This window comes from Aeromonas sp. 19NY04SH05-1, from assembly GCF_040581895.1.
Lineage (GTDB): Bacteria > Pseudomonadota > Gammaproteobacteria > Enterobacterales > Aeromonadaceae > Aeromonas > Aeromonas enteropelogenes.
In genome coordinates this window covers 2,850,950-2,871,416 of record NZ_CP095328.1, presented here as the reverse complement: position 1 = coordinate 2,871,416, position 20,467 = coordinate 2,850,950, and the positions used below count along the sequence as shown (strand labels likewise).

At 58.8% G+C, this 20,467-nt stretch carries 22 protein-coding genes and 1 pseudogene; 5 read left to right on the top strand and 18 right to left on the bottom strand.

Translation table 11 applies throughout. The annotated features are described in order from the left end of the window. Positions 1-7: 7 nt before the first annotated feature. From rsxC to MRK42_RS13110, 4 genes are all read right to left on the bottom strand, one after another. A complete protein-coding gene (gene rsxC / locus MRK42_RS13125) occupies positions 8-2,710 on the bottom strand; it encodes an electron transport complex subunit RsxC (protein WP_338610371.1) in 2,703 nt (900 codons plus the stop codon). A gap of 2 nt (positions 2,711-2,712) precedes the next feature. Continuing rightward, positions 2,713-3,279 (bottom strand): electron transport complex subunit RsxB, encoded by a 567-nt coding sequence (gene rsxB, locus MRK42_RS13120; RefSeq protein WP_338610369.1) that lies wholly within the window; start codon positions 3,277-3,279, stop codon positions 2,713-2,715. A gap of 2 nt (positions 3,280-3,281) precedes the next feature. Next, positions 3,282-3,863 (bottom strand): electron transport complex subunit RsxA, encoded by a 582-nt coding sequence (gene rsxA / locus MRK42_RS13115; RefSeq protein ID WP_042028612.1) that lies wholly within the window; start codon positions 3,861-3,863, stop codon positions 3,282-3,284. 167 nt (positions 3,864-4,030) lie between these two features. Next, a complete protein-coding gene (locus MRK42_RS13110) occupies positions 4,031-7,174 on the bottom strand; it encodes a DUF3427 domain-containing protein (RefSeq protein ID WP_338612484.1) in 3,144 nt (1,047 codons plus the stop codon). A 155-nt stretch (positions 7,175-7,329) separates the two neighbouring features. Here MRK42_RS13110 and MRK42_RS13105 point away from each other — a divergent pair, with 155 nt between their 5' ends. Next, the gene (locus tag MRK42_RS13105) at positions 7,330-7,797 is read left to right on the top strand and encodes a hypothetical protein (protein WP_042028614.1); all 468 of its coding nucleotides are present in this window, start codon (positions 7,330-7,332) and stop codon (positions 7,795-7,797) included. A 153-nt stretch (positions 7,798-7,950) separates the two neighbouring features. Beyond that, a complete protein-coding gene (locus MRK42_RS13100; protein WP_338610365.1) occupies positions 7,951-8,319 on the top strand; it encodes a VOC family protein in 369 nt (122 codons plus the stop codon). Positions 8,320-8,336: 17 nt separating this feature from the next. On the opposite strand, the gene MRK42_RS13095 is transcribed toward MRK42_RS13100, so the two are convergent. Both MRK42_RS13095 and gdhA read right to left on the bottom strand, forming a co-directional pair. After that, positions 8,337-8,549, bottom strand: a complete 213-nt coding sequence (locus MRK42_RS13095) for a DUF3955 domain-containing protein (RefSeq protein WP_338610363.1) — start codon at positions 8,547-8,549, stop codon at positions 8,337-8,339. 177 nt (positions 8,550-8,726) lie between these two features. Beyond that, positions 8,727-10,073, bottom strand: a complete 1,347-nt coding sequence (gene gdhA / locus MRK42_RS13090; RefSeq protein ID WP_338610361.1) for an NADP-specific glutamate dehydrogenase — start codon at positions 10,071-10,073, stop codon at positions 8,727-8,729. A gap of 566 nt (positions 10,074-10,639) precedes the next feature. Between gdhA and rluF the strand changes: the two genes are divergently transcribed. After that, positions 10,640-11,686, top strand: a complete 1,047-nt coding sequence (rluF, locus tag MRK42_RS13085) for a 23S rRNA pseudouridine(2604) synthase RluF (RefSeq protein ID WP_338610359.1) — start codon at positions 10,640-10,642, stop codon at positions 11,684-11,686. An 87-nt stretch (positions 11,687-11,773) separates the two neighbouring features. Here rluF and rsmS read toward each other — a convergent pair whose 3' ends face one another. The 4 genes from rsmS to MRK42_RS13065 form a co-directional block, all read right to left on the bottom strand. Then, positions 11,774-11,929, bottom strand: a complete 156-nt coding sequence (rsmS, locus tag MRK42_RS13080; RefSeq protein WP_201941101.1) for a pleiotropic regulatory protein RsmS — start codon at positions 11,927-11,929, stop codon at positions 11,774-11,776. 61 nt (positions 11,930-11,990) lie between these two features. After that, positions 11,991-12,461, bottom strand: coding sequence for an acyl-CoA thioesterase (locus tag MRK42_RS13075; RefSeq protein WP_201981498.1), 471 nt, complete (start codon positions 12,459-12,461; stop codon positions 11,991-11,993). Positions 12,462-12,481: 20 nt separating this feature from the next. Then, complete coding sequence (locus tag MRK42_RS13070; protein WP_338610354.1) at positions 12,482-12,781, bottom strand: hypothetical protein; 300 nt, start codon at positions 12,779-12,781, stop codon at positions 12,482-12,484. Further along, positions 12,778-13,629 (bottom strand): DMT family transporter, encoded by an 852-nt coding sequence (locus tag MRK42_RS13065; RefSeq protein WP_225631875.1) that lies wholly within the window; start codon positions 13,627-13,629, stop codon positions 12,778-12,780. Before MRK42_RS13065 ends, MRK42_RS13070 begins: the two co-directional genes overlap by 4 nt. Before the next feature lie 62 nt (positions 13,630-13,691). Between MRK42_RS13065 and MRK42_RS13060 the strand changes: the two genes are divergently transcribed. After that, positions 13,692-14,342: a tellurite resistance TerB family protein gene (locus tag MRK42_RS13060; RefSeq protein WP_223378220.1), complete on the top strand. Its 651-nt coding sequence runs from the start codon at positions 13,692-13,694 to the stop codon at positions 14,340-14,342. 36 nt (positions 14,343-14,378) lie between these two features. Here the strand turns inward: MRK42_RS13060 and MRK42_RS13055 are convergent. Together MRK42_RS13055 and MRK42_RS13050 are read right to left on the bottom strand one after the other, a co-directional pair. Then, positions 14,379-14,678: pseudogene (locus MRK42_RS13055) on the bottom strand (PLP-dependent aminotransferase family protein); the annotation flags it as partial. A gap of 98 nt (positions 14,679-14,776) precedes the next feature. Further along, positions 14,777-15,949, bottom strand: coding sequence for an MFS transporter (locus MRK42_RS13050; protein ID WP_338610349.1), 1,173 nt, complete (start codon positions 15,947-15,949; stop codon positions 14,777-14,779). Positions 15,950-16,253: 304 nt separating this feature from the next. On the opposite strand from MRK42_RS13050, the gene MRK42_RS13045 reads away from it, so the two are divergent. Then, a complete protein-coding gene (locus tag MRK42_RS13045; RefSeq protein WP_338610347.1) occupies positions 16,254-17,261 on the top strand; it encodes an HAD family hydrolase in 1,008 nt (335 codons plus the stop codon). Positions 17,262-17,381: 120 nt separating this feature from the next. On the opposite strand, the gene dkgB is transcribed toward MRK42_RS13045, so the two are convergent. The 6 genes from dkgB to MRK42_RS13015 all read right to left on the bottom strand — a co-directional run bounded on the left by dkgB (position 17,382) and on the right by MRK42_RS13015 (position 20,432). Beyond that, entirely contained in the window at positions 17,382-18,188 is an 807-nt protein-coding gene (gene dkgB / locus MRK42_RS13040; protein ID WP_338610345.1) for a 2,5-didehydrogluconate reductase DkgB, read from the bottom strand. Between the two features lie 89 nt (positions 18,189-18,277). After that, a complete protein-coding gene (locus MRK42_RS13035; protein WP_338610343.1) occupies positions 18,278-18,574 on the bottom strand; it encodes a putative quinol monooxygenase in 297 nt (98 codons plus the stop codon). Between the two features lie 120 nt (positions 18,575-18,694). Continuing rightward, on the bottom strand, positions 18,695-19,330 hold the full coding sequence (locus MRK42_RS13030; RefSeq protein ID WP_354688281.1) for a hypothetical protein: 636 nt from the start codon (positions 19,328-19,330) through the stop codon (positions 18,695-18,697). Positions 19,331-19,371: 41 nt separating this feature from the next. Further along, entirely contained in the window at positions 19,372-19,728 is a 357-nt protein-coding gene (locus tag MRK42_RS13025; protein ID WP_338610339.1) for a VOC family protein, read from the bottom strand. A gap of 82 nt (positions 19,729-19,810) precedes the next feature. After that, entirely contained in the window at positions 19,811-20,047 is a 237-nt protein-coding gene (locus tag MRK42_RS13020) for a hypothetical protein (RefSeq protein ID WP_338610337.1), read from the bottom strand. A 4-nt stretch (positions 20,048-20,051) separates the two neighbouring features. After that, positions 20,052-20,432: a DUF6404 family protein gene (locus tag MRK42_RS13015; RefSeq protein WP_338610335.1), complete on the bottom strand. Its 381-nt coding sequence runs from the start codon at positions 20,430-20,432 to the stop codon at positions 20,052-20,054. Positions 20,433-20,467: the final 35 nt, after the last annotated feature.

The window sequence follows — 20,467 nt, the reverse complement described above, 5'->3', positions numbered from 1 at the left end:
GTAACGATCAGTGTGGCGATGAGCCTTCGCTCGGCGACGTTTCAGTGGCACTGGCACCGGTATTGGCCGCCGCTTGTGCCGCCAGCTTCTTGGCCTTGGCCCGGGCCACGGCGGCGGCAATGGCCGCCTTCTTGGGATCGACCTCGGTGCTGGTCGGCTCGGCTGGGGTCTCGCTTGCTTCAGGGGCCGGTGCTGCCTCTATCTGATTGCCCTCACCGCCTTGGGCCAGCTTCTTGGCCTTGGCACGAGCGATAGCGGCGGCAATGGCCGCCTTCTTGGGATCGACCTCGGTGCTGGCCGGTTCGGCTGGGGTCTCGCTTGCTTCAGGGGCTGGTGCTGCCTCTACCTGATTGCCCTCACCGCTTTGGGCCAACTTCTTGGCCTTGGCGCGAGCGATGGCAGCGGCAATGGCGGCTTTCTTGGGATCAACCTCGGGGCTTGCCGGTTCGGCCGGGGCTTCGCTTGCTTCTGGGGCCGGTTCGGCCGGGGCTTCGCTTGCTTCTGGGGCCGGTGCTGCCTCTACCTGATTGTCTTCACCGCTTTGAGCCAGCTTTTTGGCCTTGGCGCGAGCGATGGCGGCGGCAATGGCTGCCTTCTTGGGATCAACCTCGGTACTTGCTGGCTCGGCCGGGGTCTCGCTTGCTTCAGGGGCTGGTGCTGCCTCTACCTGATTGCCCTCACCGCCTTGGGCCAGCTTCTTGGCTTTGGCCCGAGCGATGGCGGCGGCAATGGCTGCCTTCTTGGGATCGACCTCGGAGCTTGCCGGTTCAGCCTGAGCCACTTTGTTGTCAGCGGTTGGCTCGGTGGCATCAGCCTCATCGCCAGCCTGGGCTTTCTTGGCCTTGGCACGGGCAATGGCTGCCGTGATGGCGGCTTTTTTCGGATCGCTATCGACCTCGGCGTTCACAGCCGCATCTGATGTAGCGGCCTGTGCTGCCTCGGCATCACCACTCTGGGCGGCTTTCCTGGCCTTGGCCCGCGCCAGTGCAGCGGCGATGGCCGCTTTTTTCGGATCCGCCTCGGCCGTGGCTGTGGTGTCACTCGCTGCGGCAATCGACGCTTCGGCCGCCTTGGCGGCTCGGCGCGCTTCTGCCTCCCGTTTGCGAGCCTCGCGGGCGGCGATCACCGCGCTGTTGTCGGGCAAGCCTTGTGCGGTGGCGGCAACGGCTGTGACAGGGGCCTCCTGCTTGGCCTTGATGCGGGCAAGGGCCGCAGCCACCGGGTCTTCACCCCCGGCGGCCGTCATGGCCTGACGGCGCTGGGCGGCGGCTTCGGCGTGGCGAGCCTCGCGGGCCGCTTTTTCCCGCTCGAAACGGGCCTGCTTGGCCTCGAAGCGCTGCTTGGCACGCTCGGCTTTTTCAGCCTCGGCACGCGCCTCGCGAATATCGTCCTTGGCAATCTTGTAGTACTGCACCAGCGGGATTTCGCTCGGGCAAACCCAGGCGCAGGCGCCGCACTCGATGCAGTCGAACAGGTTGAGCTGCTCGGCCTTGTCGTATTCCCTGGCCCGGCTGTACCAGTAGAGCTCCTGGGGCAGCAGGGTGGCCGGACAGGCATCGGCGCAGGCACTGCAACGGATGCAGGCCTGCTCTGGACCGGGGAAGGGCAGTTCGGCACGGGTGGGTGCCAGCAGGCAGTTGGTCGCCTTGACCACGGGCACCATGGCGTGGGGTAGGGTAAAGCCCATCATGGGGCCCCCCATGATGACCCGCTGATCCGCCTCGGGTTGCAGCTCGAAGCGTTGCAGCAGCCAGCGCACCGGCGTGCCCAGGCGCACCCAGGCATTGCCGGGCTGTTTGAAGCTGTCGCCGGTGAGGGTGACGATCCGCTCGATCAGAGGCTCGCCGTCGATGATGGCGCGCTTGATGGCAAACACGGTGGCGACGTTGAGCACCATGATGCCGATATCGACCGCCCGGCCCCCCTTGGGCACCTGACGACCGGTGAGCAGTTCAATGGTCTGCTTGGCACCGCCCGAGGGGTACTTGGTGGGCACCGTCTTGACCAGCACGTCCTCATCGGTGGCGTGGCGAATCAGCTGGTCGATGGCCTCCGGCTTGTTGTCTTCCACCCCGATCAGGGTGAGCTTGGGTTTGAGCAGGTGCTTGAGTACCCGGATACCATCCATGATTTCGTCGGCATATTGCTGCATCAGCCGATCGTCGGTGGTGATGTAGGGCTCGCACTCCAGCCCGTTGACGATCAGGATCTCGGTGAGCTGGCCGCGACCGTCAAGCTTGCTGTGGGTGGGGAAGACGGCGCCCCCGAGGCCTGCGATGCCCGCCTGCTGGATGCGCTCGAGCAGCTCGCCCCGTTCCAGATTCCAGTAGTCGGGTTTGCCATTGCGCTCGCCCCAGGCATCCTCGCCATCCGGGGTGAGGGTGATGCAAAGATCGTCGAGACCGGAGGGATGGGCAACCGTGTGGTTGCCAATCTCGGTGATGGTGCCCGAGGTGGGGGCATGGACCGGCACGATCCGCCCCTTGGCGTAACGGGTCAGGGGCTGGCCCTTCTTGACCCGATCACCCACCTGCACCAGCAGATCGCCTGCCAGGCCTGCGTGCTGGCGCACCGGAATGATGAGTTGCGGCGGCAGACCTGCGTCTACTACCGGGGTCTGGCTCGATTGACGTTTGTTGTCGGCCGGATGAATGCCGCCGTGAAAATCCCACAAGGTGCCGGCTTTGATACGTTCGAGTAAGGACTGCATGGTTACTCCACTACCTTGACCGGGATGATGACGTTGTTGAGATCCCACTTCCAGTTATCGACCGTGGTCGGCACCGGGATCATCTCGATGCAATCGGTGGGGCAGGGGTCGACACAGAGATCGCAGCCGGTACATTCGCTGGCGATCACCGTGTGCATCGCCTTGGTGGCACCGACGATGGCGTCTACCGGGCAGGCCTGGATGCACTTGGTGCAACCGATGCACTGATCTTCGTGGATGAAGGCGACCTTCTTGACCGGCACGGCGGCCTCGTCACCCCCGCCGAGCGGCTGGGGTTCGACCCCCATTAGATCGGCAATCTTGTGCATGGTAGCGTCGCCACCGGGCACGCACTTGTTGATGGCGTCGCCACCTGCAACTGCCTCGGCGTAGGGCTTGCAGCCCGGGTAGCCGCACTGGCCGCACTGGGTCTGGGGAAGCAGGGCGTCGAGCTGATCGACGACGGGATCCTCCTCCACATGAAACTTGACGGCGGCAAAGCCCAGGATAATCCCGAACGCCAGCGCCAGCAGGGTGAGCACCAGAATGGCAAAGAGAATATGGATCATGGTTATATCTTGATTAGGCCGGTAAAGCCCATAAAGGCCAGCGACATCAGGCCGGCAGTGATCATGGCAATCGAGACCCCGCGAAAGGGGGCGGGCACATCGGCGGCCACCAGTCGCTCGCGCATGGCGGCAAACAGGATCAGCACCAGCGAGAAGCCAAGCGCCGCGCCAAAGCCGTAAATCACGCTCTGGATAAAATTGTGACGCTCATTGATGCTCAGCAGCGCCACCCCGAGTACGGCGCAGTTGGTGGTGATGAGGGGTAGGAAGATCCCCAGCAGACGATAGAGGGTAGGGCTGCTCTTGCGCACCACCATCTCGGTAAATTGCACCACTACGGCGATCACCAGGATAAAGGCGAGGGTGCGCAGGTAGACGATATCCAGCGGCAGCAGGATATAGTGCTCCACCAGATAGGAGCTGGCACTGGCGAGGGTCATCACGAAGGTGGTGGCGAGCCCCATGCCGATGGCGGTTTCCAGCTTGCCGGAGACCCCCATGAAGGGGCACAGGCCGAGGAATTTCACCAGCACGAAGTTGTTAACCAGCACGGTGCCGATCAATAAAAGCAGGTACTCAGTCATCGAATGTCGGGTTATCCGGTTTGAAGGCGGGCGGTATTATCTGATTTTAGGGCACGTTAAACAACCGCAAGGGGGCAGGGTTATTATGCAACCGGATAATTTGCCCGCGGTTTTGCTCAAGATGGCGGCAGGTTTTGCTCCATATTCCTTCAGGACGAAGATGTTCACTAACCAACCGCCAGTTTGGCGGCTTCTTTCCACATAAATGGCGGCATTGGGGTCATTAGGCGCCATTTGATGTTCATCGGTTGGCTGCCGCTATGAGATACGTACTCCACCTCGCCAAAGTTCACGAAGCCAAGGGTGCGGCCAAATTCATCTTTGCTCTGCTCGCGGACGAACAGAAACAAGCGCTTACCTTCTGCTCTGTGGTGTATGTAACTCAGACCCTTACCCCGCTCAGGGCGAGCGCTGTTTTGGCTCTGCCAATGAAACAGCGACTCGTTGATGGCGTAGTCGTGATAACGGGTGGTGGGGGAGAAGTGCTGCTCAGTTTTATTCAGAGTCACAAACAGCAACTCGATATTTTGCTCCGCGATGACATAGACCCCTTCTCGAGCCGTGGGTTGTTGCCCGAAGGTGGTTGCGCCAAAGCCAACCAGCACCTGCTCTCTGGCATAACGGGCATGCAGTTGCAGTGGATTGCCGGGAAGGTGAGGCATGGCCCGTTGCTCATGTTGCACCCGGTTGATCAGCATGGGCAGCAGATCTGCCAGCTCGGCTCTTAACTCTGGTTGATTGAGTTGTTTCAGGCTGTGCGCCAAGGAGCTAAAGCCTGCGTTGGGGCCACTCTGTTGCCAGAAGTCGTAGTGGCACATCAAGGCCATCCGTTCATCATGCTCGGCCGTTAAGGTAAAGGCGCTTTCCACCAAGGTTTGTAAGAAGTTCAAGTAATTAAGCGCATCGCAGCCCAATAGCCGGGTTCTGATAGCCCGGGTGTAGAGGGTGGATAGCTTCTCATCGCTCATTTCAGAAATGGTATGGTTGCGGGCCTGTTTGACCAAGGTGCTCCAATTGCCGCGCTTGTAGATCTCCTCAAGGCTGATATGAGGGTAAAACTTCAAAAAGTTCGCCAGTGTCAGCGGTAAATCACAATCCTGTGAGAAACGGCGGATCAAGCCCATGAGGCGCGAGGTATTGAGGGTCGCCTTCTTGATATTGCTAAGAATTAACTCTTGAGTCTGTTTTGAGAGCTCTATGCGGCAACCCAATGGGGCGTGAGGGAAGCCCTGTTTGATTTCGTGGCTGATCGCCTTATTGGTTTTACCCACCAGAGCCCGGAATTTCTGGGCAAAGTCATACTCCGCGCGAGCATTGCCAACAAAATCCAACACGGTACAGCACTCTTTATCGCTCGCCAGCCGCAGGCCCCGCCCTAATTGCTGCAAGAAGATGGTGAGGCTTTCCGTTGGTCGTAAAAACAGCAACGTATCGACTTCCGGGATATCGACACCTTCGTTGAAGATGTCTACTACGCAAAGAATATTGATAACCCCAGTACGCAACCCCTGTTGTTTGCTATGGCGCTCGTCTCGATTATCGCTAGTGAGGATGTCAGCCTTGATGCCCTTCAATAAAAATGCCTTGCACATAAAATCGGCATGTTCACGGCTCACACAAAATGCCAGCGCTTTGATCTTGGTAATATCGGTGACGATCTCATTGAGGCTTTGGACTATCTTCTGTACCCGCTGCTGATTGTGAGTATAGAGATTGGTGAGCTCACTAATGTCATAACGGCCATTTTTCCAAGCAACTTGGCGCAAGTCAGTATCATCATCGATACCAAAATATTGGAACGGACAGAGATGGCGACGATTGATGGCCTCTGGCAAGCGGATCTCTGCCGCGATCACACCACAAAAGTCAGCGAGAATATCACCGCCATCATGGCGCTCTGGCGTTGCGGTTAATCCCAGCAAAATGTGAGGTTCAAAGGCGGCGAGCAAACTACGATAACTGGCCGCTGCAATATGGTGAACCTCATCGATGACGATGTAATCGAAATAATTTGGGCTAAGACGCAAATTAGCCCGCTGGTTATTCAAAGATTGCACCGAGGCAAATAGCTGACGGTAGTGGGTAGGCACGGCACCACCGACCAAGAGTTCGCCAAAATTGGATTGCTTGAGCACTCCGCGGTACGAGGCCAATGCTTGGCGCAAGATCTCCTCTTTGTGGGCGACAAACAGGAACTTGGCGTCAGGTTTGGTTTTCAGAAAACGCGCAAAATCAAAGGCGGAGATCAGGGTTTTCCCTGTACCGGTGGCTGCCACCACCAAGTTACGGAAGCGCTGGTGTAAAGCACGCTCCATCGCCAATTGCTCAAGGATCTCCTGTTGATGGGGAAATGGCGTGATATCAAAGAAATAGTTGGGGCTATTTCTGTCACCATATCCACGGGCCTCTTGCAGCGCATGCTGCAATTTTGTATGGCTTTCGAGCTTGCCATCGAACAGCTCAAAGTCATCGGATTCCCAATAGGTTTCAAAGGTACTCAGGGATTTCTCGATAATATGAGGGATCTCTTGCGAGGTGATTTTTAGGTTCCACTCCAAGCCACTGGTGAGGGCCGAATGAGAGAGGTTCGATGAACCTATATAGCCGGTATGAAAGCCGGTATTTCGGCAAAAGAGATAACTCTTGGCATGCAACCGCTCACGCTGGGTGTTGTAGCTGAGTTTGACTTCTGTGTTGGGCAGGCTGGCTAAAAATTCGACCGCTTTGGCATCGGTTGCCCCCATATAAGAGGTTGTAATCACTTTTAATTGGCGGCCGCTGCGGGTGAACTCCTCTAACTCATGACGGAAAATACGGATACCTGCCCATTTGATAAATGATACCAGCCAGCAGATGCTATCTGCCGATAATATTTCCCGTTTAATCTCCGACTCCATCGACAAACCTGCATTGCTGCCACAAAACAGTTCACTTTGAGTGAGACCAGTCAGGGGGAAAATATCCTCTGCATATTGTTTCAGATTGGCGGAGATGGGGTTATCCAACTGGTACAGAGCTGTCAGGATTTTTCCCTGACTATCGATGAGGTTCTCGCCAATAAAGTCTGGGTCTTGCGTGCGATCCTTTAGCCAAAGCAATAACTGGTTAGCCAGCTCAATCTGCCGTTGCAACTGATCCTCTCCAGTGACCGAGCCCACCGCATATTCCAAAACCCGGCTCAGAAATCGCGATAACCAGACAGCCGCTTCAGCAGGCTCAAGTTGGCGTTCCCCTACGTAAAAGCGCTCGCGGTCGAGTCTAGATGTCAGCAGTTGAGTAATGAGCTGTTCATAAATACCGCATTGTTGCATCGCATACTGGCCTTGAACGTTGTACATGAGGGTGGCAAGAATAGTATCATTTTTTCCAACCAAATCAGTAAGCTGCTGTCGTCTGTTACTCGTTTGAAAATCGCTCACGGTTTTCCGTAATACAGCTCGGCAATAGCAACCACAAGGAGGTGGTGATGGATCCGGTTTCCTATCTTTTCTCGGCCTATCTCAACCTGGTGCAGCAGCAGGTATCGGATATCTATGGCACCGAGCTTAAGACGCTGGTGGTGCAGTATGAGGGGGAGCAGGTGCCCTACTCGTTTCAGCTGTGGCGGATCCAGCCACAGAGTGTTTGCCGACCTTACGAGCAGGATGTTCGGCGCTTTAGCCAGTGTACGGTCAAGGCATCGGCGCTGTTTCACCGGCTCTGCGACGATCTGAATCGCCAAGACGACAGCAGTTTGCAGCAGCCCAGGTTTCGCGCCATGTATTGCCAGGCGGCGGTCAGCTACCGCCCCATGATCGCCGAGATAGGGGAGGCCAGACAGAACCCGGCCCAATTGGCAGAACGGGCCTGCAATCAGGCCATTCTGGCGGCCATGGATAGCGAGGATGAAGCCCTGCAGGCCCAGCGTGACAAGGCGTGTGCCAAGGTGCAGTGAGGCTGGTTACCGATATTCTCAAAAAGAGGCTGTTTGCCACACGTTTGAGCCGTTTTGCTTACTCGCTGTTCACGCCAGGTGAGTAGGGTCAGTATACAGCGGGAGCCGCCATCATCTTGATAGCCATGACAGCGATAATCACAGGGAGGATGCATGATCAGCCATATCGACCATCTGGTACTGACAGTCAGCGATATCGAACGCTCGGTGGGGTTTTACAGCACAGTGCTCAATATGGAGGCCGTTACCTTTGGCGAGGGGCGCCGCGCCCTGCGCTTTGGTAACCAGAAGATCAATTTGCAGCTGCTTGGGCAGGAGCCGCGCAACCGGGCGCAGGTAGGCTCGGGGGATCTCTGCCTCATTACCCGCTGGCCTCTGGATCAGGTGCTGGCCCAGCTGGCGAGCCAGGGGGTCGAGATAGTGGAGGGGCCAGTGATAAAGAGCGGTGCCTGCGGGCCCATCGAGTCGGTTTATCTCCTCGACCCGGATCGGAACCTCATCGAAATAAGCCGTTATCGCTGACCTCTTGGCGCCTTGCCTCATTTTCCCTTGGCGGCGCGTCTGCGCAGTACCGAGTGCAGCGGAACAAGCAGGGCTAACACCGCGCCTGCGAAGAGCAATAGATAGCCCAGAGGGATCAGGGCGAACGGCTCATGGAGGACTCCTTGAGTATCCAGAGTGGCGCCTATCTGATGAAAGGCCAGAAAACAGCCGAGCCCTGCCAGAATGAGCAGAATGCCGAGTCTTGTCATGGGGTGCTCCTTGTTCGCGACATGCGGTGAGAAAGGGGGAGTGCGCAGCCTGCCATGCTTGGGTGAAGTAACGGTGAAGTGGAGCAAAGAGACAACAATGGCAGCCATGGGCTGCCGTTGTTATTGGCGGGAGAGGGCGCTCGTTCAGGCCACCCCCTCGAGATGGGACGAGCGGAGTTAGCAGACCCCCTGCGCCAGCATGGCATCGGCCACCTTGACGAAACCGGCGATATTGGCGCCGCTTTCGTAGTTCACATGACTCTCCTCATCCTGGCCGTAACGTACGCAGGTGGCGTGGATGCTGGTCATGATCCCCTTGAGGCGGGCATCCACCTCTTCCCGGCTCCAGCTAAGGCGTTGGGCATTCTGGCTCATCTCAAGGCCCGAGGTGGCCACCCCGCCGGCATTGGCCGCCTTGCCCGGGGCAAACAGCACTTTGGCCTCGTGAAACAGCGCGATAGCCTCGGCGCTGCTCGGCATATTGGCGCCCTCGGCGACCAGTTGCACCCCATGGGCGATAAGCTCGCGGGCATCCTCCTCCAGCAGTTCGTTCTGGGTGGCGCAGGGCAGGGCGACCTGGGTGGCGATATGCCAGGGAGTGCGGCCGCTGTAATACTCGAGCCCCAGTTCATAGGCGTAATCGGCGATGCGCTTGCGCTGCTCGTTCTTGAGTTCCATCAACCGGGCCAGCTTCTCGGGGGTGAAGCCGCCGGGATCGTACACGGTACCACCGGAGTCGGAGGCGGTGATGACGCGGGCCCCCAACTCCATCGCTTTCTCGATGGCGTACTGGGCCACGTTGCCCGAGCCAGACACCGACACCGTCATGCCCGCCAGCGACTGGCCGCGATGGGCCAGCATGGCCTGGGCGAAATAGAGCAGGCCATAGCCGGTGGCTTCAGGGCGAATGAGGCTGCCGCCAAAGGAGAGCCCCTTGCCGGTAAAGACGCACTCGGCGCTGTTGGTGAGCTTCTTCATCATGCCGGTCATGTAGCTCACCTCGCGCCCACCGACGCCGATATCACCGGCCGGCACGTCGGTGTTGGCCCCCAGATGGCGATGGAGCTCCAGCATCAGCGCCTGGCAGAAGCGCATCACCTCTCCCTCGCTCTTGCCCTTGGGATCGAAATCGCTGCCTCCCTTGCCACCGCCCATGGGCAATGTGGTGAGGGCATTCTTGAAGGTCTGTTCGAAGGCGAGGAACTTGAGCACAGAGAGATCCACCGAGGGGTGAAAACGCATCCCCCCCTTGAAGGGGCCAATGGCGGAGCTGTGCTGGACGCGGTAGCCGCGGTTCACCTGCACCTGGCCCTGATCGTCCACCCAGCTGATGCGAAACTGGATCAGCCGCTCCGGCTCTACCAGTCGCTCCAGCAGGCCATGTTGCAGATAGCGGGGATGGCGCTCGACATAGGGCCAGATGGAGGCAAGCACCTCGCTGACCGCCTGAATAAACTCCGGCTGGTGGGGATTGCGGCTGGCGACTTGCGCCAGGAAGTCCGCCCGGGATAGGGAATGACTCATCTGTAACTCCTGTAGTGAAGGGTGAAATTGGCCTCTTGCCAGAGAAAAGCACATGCCCTGCATCCAAATTTTTGAGGTTATAAGTCGCCTGGACGCAGACAAAGATCCGACTTAATGACGGGCTTGCCGCCGATTATTGTGCCAATCGTCGAAAACTACCGAGAGTCGTGGCGACGGGCACAAGATAATTCGTGTTGAGGAAAATCTTTTTATGCATTTTTGATTAATAAATAGCAAGAAATTATTAGCTCCGTATGGCGCAGAGACGGCGCCTGTGCATAACAAACAAATAACGATGAACAGGTGTAACGGGAGGGAGAGGCGTGACCCCTGGCGCATTTTGGCCGGCAGAGAGGAGCCGCGAGCAAGTATCCGGCGTGTTAAAGCTGGCAATATGCTACTGTGTCGCCATTTTTGACGGATAAGCTGGCCTTTGTCCTTTTTAAGATGGAAAACTATGCAAAAACTTGATGCGGTGACGCGGTTGATGCCGCTGGCCGAGCCTGCGCTGGCAAACAATACCAGAGTTCAACGAGGCGAGGCTTCTGCCCGCAGGCAGGTGACCCATGCTGGCCGATGAATCCATGCGCCTGAACAAGTACATCAGTGAGAGCGGCATCTGTTCACGCCGCGAGGCCGACCGCTTTATCGAGCAGGGCCACGTCTTTATCAACGGCAAGCGGGCCGGGGTGGGGGATCAGGTGTTTGCCGGGGATCTGGTCAAGGTCAACGGTCAGGTGATCGAACCGCGCGAGGCTGACAGCCTGGTGTTTATCGCGCTGAACAAGCCGGTGGGCATTGTCAGCACCACGGAGGCGGGTGAGAAGGACAACATCGTCGACTTCGTCAACCACAGCACCCGCATCTTTCCCATCGGCCGGCTCGACAAGGACTCCCAGGGCCTTATCTTCCTCACCAATCATGGCGATCTGGTCAACAAGATCCTGCGGGCTGGCAACGATCACGAGAAAGAGTATCTGGTGACCGTCGACAAGCCGGTGACCGACGACTTTATCAAGGGGATGGCGGCCGGAGTGCCGATCCTCGGCACCGTCACCAAGAAGTGCAAGGTGAAGAAAGAGGCGCCGTTCGTGTTTCGCATCACCCTGGTGCAGGGGCTGAACCGCCAGATCCGCCGCATGTGCGAGCACTTTGGCTTCGAGGTAACCAAGCTTGAGCGCATTCGCATCATGAACGTCAGCCTCAAGGGGTTGCCGGTGGGCGAGTGGCGCGATCTTGACGGTGACGAGCTCATTGAGCTGTTCAAGCTGATTGAGGACTCCTCCTCCGAGGTGAAACCGGCCAAGGGCAAGCAGGGCTCGGCCCCGCAGGGCAACAAGGGGGCTGGCAACCTGGGGCAAGGGGGCAAACCTGGACAGGGCAAAAAACCGCGCCGGGATGATGAGCACGAAATTGGTGGACGCCCCAATGTGCCGGGCCCGGAAGCATTCGAGAAGAAAACCCCGGTCGTCAAGGGCGGTGCCGGTAAAGGTGCAGGCAAAGGCGGCGCAGGAAAAGGCGGTGCTGGCAAAGGAGCCCCGAACAAGGGGGGCAAACCCGCCGCGGGCAAGCCGCGCGCCGGTCAGGGTGGGCGGCAGAAGAAGGGGCGCTAGGGCGCCTTGTCTGCTCGCGCTGTTGTCATCGACTCGCATATACACCGGCCATCAGGCCGGTGTATTGCTTTGGGAAAGAGGCTGGGGTCAGTGATCCCGTCCCTCTTCCAGCTTGCGCTGGTAATCCTGCTGGACGATGGCTAGCGCCGCGAGGGCCAGGGCCGGATCGATCCGGTTGGTCTCCAGCAGTTCGATAAGATCCACCGCGAGCTGGATCTCGGGGGGGGCATTTTCCAGTGACATGGGGGGCTCCGGTAAGGGGAAAGCGCCATTATACACGGGGCGCCGTCCCGACTGACTGGGGTTAGAGGTGCTGGCGCATCTCCTTGTCTATCTCCTCGCGCAGGGCCATCAATTTTTTGGCATAGAGCTGCAACTGCAGATCAGCGGCCGAGACCGGCTGCCACTGGGGTACCTGGGTCGGTTTGCCTTGCTCGTCCATGGCAACGAAGATGATGATGCAGTGGGTGGTCTTGTGACGCTGGGCCTCAGTGGGGTGGCGGCTGTAGACATCTACCGCCAGATGCATGCTGGTGGTGCCGGTGTGGATCACCTGGGCGTGTACCTCTACCAGCTGGCCTATCTGGATGGGGCGCAAAAAGCGGATCCCCCCCACATAGACGGTGACCGCATAGCCGCTGCACCAGCCGGCGGCGCAAGCGTAACCCGCCTGATCGATCCACTTCATCACCATGCCGCCATGCACCTTGCCGCCGAAATTCACGTCGGCAGGTTCGGCCAGAAATTGCAGGGTCAACTCGCGGGGTGGGGTCATGTGCTCTCCTTGATCCGGGTTCATTGCCGGTAACTCTTGCGGTAGGTTTCTGCCTGCTGGCAGGGGGGCAGGTCGCCAAGGGCGGGGCGCTTGTTGCCCTCCCGCTGGCCGAAGCTGGCGAACTCCTGCCGGCACTTGGCGGCCTTGCCGCCTTCCTTGATGCAGGCGTCGATCCGCTGCTGCTTGCCCTGTTCAATCAATTGCTGCTGGGCTTGCTGGCAGGCGGCGTCCAGTTTGGCCTGTTTGGCATCTCTGTCCTCCACTGCGGCCAGCAGGGGGCTCGAGAGGGCGCAACCGAGCAGCAATACGAGCATCTTCATGATGATTTTTCTCCTGACGGGGGGCGTCCGGCAATCACCAGGGCAATCCCCCCCAAGATGCCCAGAGTCGACAATACCAAGCGCAGCGACCAGGACTCATCCAACCAGATGAGCCCGGCCAGGGCGGCGAGCAGAGGCACCAGCAGCTGGACGCTGGCGGCCAGGGTGCGGCCAAGATGGGGCAGCACCAGATACCAGAGTGCATAACCAAGGCCGGAGGCCAGCGCCCCCGAGGCCAGGGCATAGCCGATGGCGGCGGGGCTGGTCTGCAACTGCCCGAGCAACAGATAAAGCAGGGCGGCCGGCAGACTTGCGCGCAGAAAGTGGCCGGCATTGGCGGCGATGGGATCGGCAAAGCGCGAGGCCCGCAGGGTATAACCGGCCCAGGCGATGCCGGCCACTATCATCAGGGCTGCTCCCAGCGGATCCGGCGCGCTGAGGCCGGGCAGCAACAAGACCACCAGACCCGCCATGGCGAGCAGCAGGCCGAGCCACTGGCGCCGGGGCAGAGACTCCCCGCGCAGCAGGGGCGGTGCCAGCATGCTGATCTGCACGGCGGCAAATAGCAGCAGGGCGCCGGTGCCCGTGGTCAGGGTGAGGTAGGAAAATGAAAACGCCGCGCCATAAATGACAAGAGCCAGGGCACCGCCCCAATCCCCCTGGCGGGGCGATTTTTTGCGCGCGCCGCACAGCAGCACCAGTACCAGGGCGCCGCTGGTCAGGCGCAGCAAGGTGAAGAGGGCGGGATCCATCCGCTCTTCAAACAGAGCCAGCCGACAGAGCACCGAGTTGGCGGCGAACGCCATCAGGGTCAGCAGGGTCAGTAACAGCAGGCGGGGCAGTGGCATCCATTCACCTTGAGTTCAGTGGGGGAGGTTCAGCATGGTTCACCATCCAACGAGGAGGTCCCATGAAACAAATGCTGGAGCAATTGATGGGAGCTGGCAAGGGCTGGCTCAACGAAGGCGGCGATAGCCGCAAGGCGCAGATGAAGGGGATGGCTCAGGGTGGCCTGGCGGCCGGTGCCATGGCCCTGCTGCTTGGCAACAAGAAGATGCGCAAATATGGTGGCAAGGTGGCGGCGGTCGGTGGGGCGGCGGCCCTCGGCGGTCTGGCCTACAAGCTCTATCAGGATTGGCAGGCACAGCAGGGCAGCCCGGCGCAGCCGACCCAGCCCATTGGCACCTTGCAGGGCAACGCGCTGGATGCCAGAGCCGCTCTCCTGGTGCGGGCCATGGTGGCGGCGGCCCGGGCCGATGGCCATATCGATAACGACGAGCGCCAGAAGATCCAGCAGTATCTGACCGAACAGGGCCAGAGCGATGCGGCCCGCTGGATTGATGATGAACTGGCCCGCCCGCTCGATCCCCATGCCCTGGCGCGGGAAGTGACCGACATGGAGCTGGCCACCGAGGTCTATCTTGCCTCCCTGCTTGCCATCGACGTGGATCACTTTATGGAGCGCGGTTATCTCGACGAGCTGGCGCGCGCGCTCAAGCTCGATGACAACCTCAAAAGCAGCATAGAGCGCCAGGTGGCCCAGCTGGATGCCCCCGCCTGATCCCCGATTAGTACATGGATTGTCGATAAGGCCCCGTTATGGGGCCTTGTTGTTTTTTGGGGGAATGGCGTCCAGCTGCTGGTGGATAAGCTTGGCCAGCCGGGTGAGGGCCGCTTCCAACTGCTCGCTCCAGGGATGGGAGCTGTTGAGCCGCAGGCAGTGGTTGTGCAGCCCCTTGCTGGAGAAGAGGGCGCCTGGCGCCAGTGAGAAACCGCTGGCCAGCGCCCGGGCGTGCAGGGCGCGGCTGTCGAGGCGCGGGTCAAACTCGAGCCAGAGAAAATAGCCGCCATCGGGGGAGGAGATGCTTACTTCCCCCGGCAGCAGGCGCAGCAGGGCCACCGATGAGGATTCCAAGGAGTCTTGAGTCATTGCCATCTTGCCAATGAAAAAGGCCGACACAGGATGTCGGCCTTCTCGTTCTGTTGCGTGGCGGACTAGATTGCCAGCGCCAGTCTGGCTTCACGCTTCTCGCTGATATGGGTGAGACCATAGGCCAAGAGCACGATGAGGGCGCCAATCCAGGGGGTGTGCATCAGGCCGAGGTGCTCCACCACCAGGCCGCCGACCACGGAGCCCAGCGCAATGCCGACATTGAAGGCGGCGATATTGAGGCCGGAGGCCACATCCACCGCCCTTGGAGTGTGCTGCTCGGCCTGCTTCACCACCAGCACCTGCAGCCCGGGCACGTTGCCAAAGGCAAAGGCGCCCCACACCAGCACGGTCAGCACTGCCAGTACCGGGTGGGGGGCGGTGAAGGTGAGCACCAGCAGCACCAGCGCCAGACCCGCAAACAGCAGCTTGAGGGCGGGCAGGGGGCCCATCTTGTCGGCCAGCTTGCCGCCCCAGATATTGCCGACGGCGACCGAGACCCCGTATACCAGCAGAATGAGGCTCACCGCTCCGGCGCTAAAACCGCTCACCTGCTGCAGTATGGGGGCGAGGAAGGTGAACGCCGTGAAGGCGCCGCCATAGCCCAGCGCCGTCTTGGCATAGACCAGCAGCAAGGGCTTTTTGGTGAGCACGGAGAGCTGATCGCGGATAGTCGAGGCGGCTCCCTTGGGCAGGTTATTGGGGATCAGCAGCAGGCTGCCCACCATGGCCACCAACCCCAGCAGGCTTACCACCAGAAAGGTTTCGCGCCAGCTGAACACCTGACCAATCCAGGTGCCGAGCGGTACGCCGGTCACCAGCGCTATGGTGAGGCCGCTGAACATGATGGCGATGGCACTCGCTGCTTTCTCTTTGACCACGAGGCCTGTGGCGATGGTGCTGCCCACAGAGAAGAAGACCCCGTGGGCCAGCCCTGTGAGGATGCGGGCCACAATCAGGCTCTCGTAACCGGGCGCCTGCCAGGCCAGCAGGTTGCCGGCAGTGAAGAGCGCCATTAGCCCCACCAGCAGCCACTTGCGCGGCACCTTGCCGGTGAGTGCCGTGAGCACGGGGGCGCCGATGGCCACCCCAAGGGCATAGAGGCTGACCAGCAGGCCCGCCGAGGGGAGCGAGACATTGAGTTGCTCGGCGATGGTGGGGATAAGCCCCACGATCACGAATTCGGTGGTGCCGATCGCAAAGGCACTTAAGGTAAGGGCAAATAACGCCAGTGGCATAACAACTCCTTGGATAGGGACTCCCGACGGGAGAATGGCGCCAGTATGCCGAGGCAGTTTGTTGGCAAAAATGACGGCATATTCAAATGACTTTTGATCAATTCGCATCAATCTGGCCGTTAATCGCCTTCTCCCCCTGGCTTGTTGTGGCTATTGGCAGTGGTGTCATATTGCACTCGTTGGGCGTTGGGGTAAGCTCCGGTAGATGGTTTAGGCGCTGGTACAGGGGTGGCCCGGATAGATAACGGGGGATGTCGCTCAGGGCTGCCAGTCATGGCTTTTCCCTTGCAAAACAGGACACAAGATGAAACTGACCAGACTATCCTCCCTTCTTTTGCTGTGCGGTGCCTTTGCCGCCCAGGCCGCCCCGCAAGATCCCCTCTTCGCCTGGAATGACACAACCGCCAAGCAGGCGATCATCAAATGGGTGGCCGATGCCACGGATCAGCAAAAAGCCACCTTTATCCCGGAAGAGAAGCGCTTTGTAGTGTTTGATAATGACGGCACCCTGTGGCCTGAGGCGCCCCTGACGTTTCAGCTGCAGTTTGCGATAGACGAGATCAAGCGTATGGCGCCAGACCACCCTGAGTGGAAAAAAGAGCCCGTCGCCGCCGCTGTGCTAAACGATGATCTCAAGGCTCTGACCAGGATGGGGGAGAAGGGGCTTGTGCAACTGGTGGTCCTGACGCACAGCGGCATGACCACCACGGAATTTGCCAAGCGGGTGAACAACTGGGTGAGCAGCAAAAAAGATCCCCGCTATGGCTGCCACTACAACCAGCTTGGCTATCTGCCGATGAAGCAGCTGCTCACCTATCTGCGGGAAAACGGCTTCAAGACCTGGATTGTCTCCGGTGGTGGCGCCGACTTTATCCGGGAGCTGGCGGAGCCTATGTATGGCATACCGCCGCAGCAGGTGGTGGGGTCGTTTGCGCAAGGGGAGTTTACCCTGACGGAGGATGGGTCAGCGATCCGCAAGACCATGACGGGGGCCTACTATGACGATGGCAAGGCCAAACCGGCGGCCATCCACCTCTTTATGGGACAGCGCCCGGTGGCGGCCTTTGGCAACAGCGATGGCGATGTGCCCATGCTGCAGTACACCTCGACCAACCCCGACTACCGTACCTTTGGTCTGCTGGTCCACCACACGGACGCCAAGCGGGAATATGCCTATGACAGTCACCCTCCGGCCAGCGGCAAGCTGGTCGATGGGTTGGCTCAGGCGAAGGCGCGGGGCTGGGTGGTGGTCGACATGAAGTCGGACTGGAACCAAGTGTTTGATCCTGCGCTCTGCCCAAATGCACCCTAAGGGGAGGCGATTGACGGGGCGTGATAAAGCAGCAAGCGGGATCTATCCCGCAAATCCGGGCGAAGGCGGGAGCGCCTTCGCCCGGCTTGTTTTTGGCTGCCAGGGGCGTTACATCCCGGCTTAGTTATCCCAGGCGGGGGCAAAGTCCGGGTTGGCGCAGCGCTCGCCTCGATCCAGGGTGGCGATGACAGCCATCTCATCGCTACTGAGCGTCACCTTGAGGGCGGCCAGATTGGCGATCAGGTTCTCCCGCCTTGTGGAGCTCGGGATCACCGCCATGCCCTGCGCCAGCAGCCAGGCGAGCGACACTTGGGCCGCAGAGACGCCGTGGTGCTGGCCGATCTCCATCAGCAGCGGCTCGCTCAGCACCTTGCCATAGGCGAGCGGCATATAGGCGGTGACGGCGATGCCCTGTGCCTGGCAGAACTCCACCACCTTGCGGTTTTGCAGCAGGGGGTGAACCTCCACCTGCTGGTGGGCGATGGAGCCTGGCCCCAGAATGTCGATGGCCTCTTTAAGCTGGGCCACGGTGAAGTTGGAGACCCCGATCTCGCGGGTCAGGCCCCGGGCTTTGGCCTCGGCCAGCTGTGTCAGATAGACCGCCATCGGCACTTCATCCCTGGGGGAGGGCCAGTGAATGAGCGCCAGATCCAGATAGTCGGAGCCCAGTTTTTCCAGGCTCATCTCCAGGCTCGGGATCACCTTGCCCTGGCCAAACTCGCTGGTCCACACCTTGGTGGTCAGGTAGATATCCTGGCGGGGCACGCCGCTCTCGGCCATCAGTTGGCCCACTTCGGCCTCGTTGGCGTAGATCTGGGCGGTGTCGATATGGCGATAGCCAAGCTCAAGCCCCTGCAGCAGGGAGTCACGCAGGGGTTGCCCGGACAGGCGGAAGGTTCCAATACCCAGGTTGGGCATCTTCATCATGCTATTCCTCAAATTGGTTGGCCCCTCTTTACAGATCAAAGGGCAGGGTGGTGCTGGTGCTTTGTGTCGTCGTCAGGGATACAAGCCATTCAGGTACCCAGCGGCTGATAACGACGAATGGTGCTGCCGGCAAACCAGGGCCCGGTTTTGGCGAGAAACTCGATAAAGTGGGGTTGGCTCTGGTGAGTGGTGAGGGCGGCTTCACTCTCCCACACCTCGTAGAGCATCCAGCTGTGGGGATGGTCCAGATCCTGATGCAGTTGATAGCGCAGGCAGCCCGACTCCTGCAAGGTGGCCGCGATCAAGGGGCCCAAGGCGGCGCGAAACCGGGTGGCAAATTCGGGTTTGGCCTCAAGCTGGGCAATCACTATCACGGGCGATGACATCTGAACCTCCTTGCAAAATGAAGGTTCAGTATGAATATGAGGCTGGCAGGGAAAAAGGGACACTATTGCAATAGTGAATTGAGAGGCGAGCAGCAATGATATATGAACAGAGTCATTTTTTTAAAAGTGCTTTTCATCAACGACATTGATGGTGTAAGCCATTATTTTTGAAGCCACATAAAAAACATCTTTAGCTGTAATTTCGTTTTCTTCGGCAATTGAGAATATTTCTGAAGCATCATCTTCTCTACCTGAACCAGGATCAGGGTAGCGGCCAGCCCAATACACGAAGTGAGTTATTCCTTGTAAGATAGCCTTATCTTTATCCGTTAAGCCTGGTACAACGTCAGCCAAGACATGTAAGCGATGATGTCTATTTTTCTTTTCAATCGCTTTATAACCATCAATTCCATGGTTGATAACCATCATGGCTTTAAGTGTTACCTCTAAGCTATACCCGATTAGCATTAGGCCTATGGCACAAAATTGGCTATCACATATTCCTCTAAAATGGATAGGCATGTTCTCAAACTTAGGCTCTGATTTTATTATGGTAACTGCGGCTTGAGTCAATGCTTCTGCTTGTGATATCCATAAAATTGGGTTTTTCAATATTTCGTTAGTGGGTGGTACATATGGATCGAAGTCCGAGTTTGTAACCATAGACTCAATCATACGCCATTGAAGAAATCCTTGAGCACTATAGCTTAAAGGGTCACTTTTAAATTTACTTCGGTCTGCTTCTAATCCAAACATAATTACGTCCATTTAGTTTCTTTAAATAAATTTATCTACTATCAGTGTTTTTCAGCCCAGACCGCAAATTCATTACCGCTGGGCTCGGTAAAGTGAAAGCGGCGGCCACCGGGAAAGTCGAACAGGGGCCTGACTATGGTGCCCCCTGCGTTGGTCACCTTGGTCTGGGTTGCGACAATATCGGCGCTGTAGAACACCAGCAGGGCGCCGCCTTGCGCACTCTGGCTGCAGAGATCGGCGCGATAGAAACCGCCGTCGAGCCCTTCCCCGGCAAAGGCACAGTAGTCAGGGCCGTAATCGGCAAACTGCCAGCCAAAGGCGGCCTGAAAGAAGGCCTTGGTGGCGGCGAGATCCCTGGCGGCAAACTCCACATAGTTCAGTTTTTCATGGGCTTTCATCTGGGTTGCTCCCTGCTGGTCGATGGTTCGCCGGCTTATCCGCGCGGTGTCGATGAGTTGATGATGGCAGAATAAACCTTGCCTATTGAAACTCCTCGCCCTGATTGGCCAGGGTATCGAGCCCGCATCTGGTGCAGACCAGATAGCGGTCGACCTGATCCATGGCGGCGATACCGCTCATGCTTGAGCCGGAAAAAAGGCCGCTGAGAAAGGCCTTGAGGACCCCGCGGGGAGACTCTTCGTGGTGCTGAACCTTGGGCAGGATCCGCTCGCGGTGATCGGTCTCAATCCCGCAGTGGGGACAAAATTGGTTGAACATGGGGTCACTCATGAATGGTGGGGGTCGTTGTCGTGGGGGTCAGCTGTTCCCACGGGGTCAATTTCAGCTGTTTGCGCCTTATTCCTATGCTGCTTGCCATCAGCAGACCGAAGAGGGCAGCAAACAGGGCTGTCTGGCGCAGGGCGTCAACGGGTTCTATTTCAGTGCCATGCCAGCTGAACAGCCACATTAACAGACCCCAGATCAGCCCGGCGCTGATGCCAAATCCCAGCAGGTTGGCAAGCCAGCTCTGGTAGTGGGGTGGCTTGACCGGATAACCGAGCCTGCGCAGCAGTCTGAACAGGAGAGGAGCGTAATGGGATTGCCATACGCCCTTGCAGGCAAGCTCCTGATGGGCGGCGGCCAGTCGCTCTTTGAATGTCATGGGGTCTCTCTTGGTGAGTATGTGTGGCGCCATAC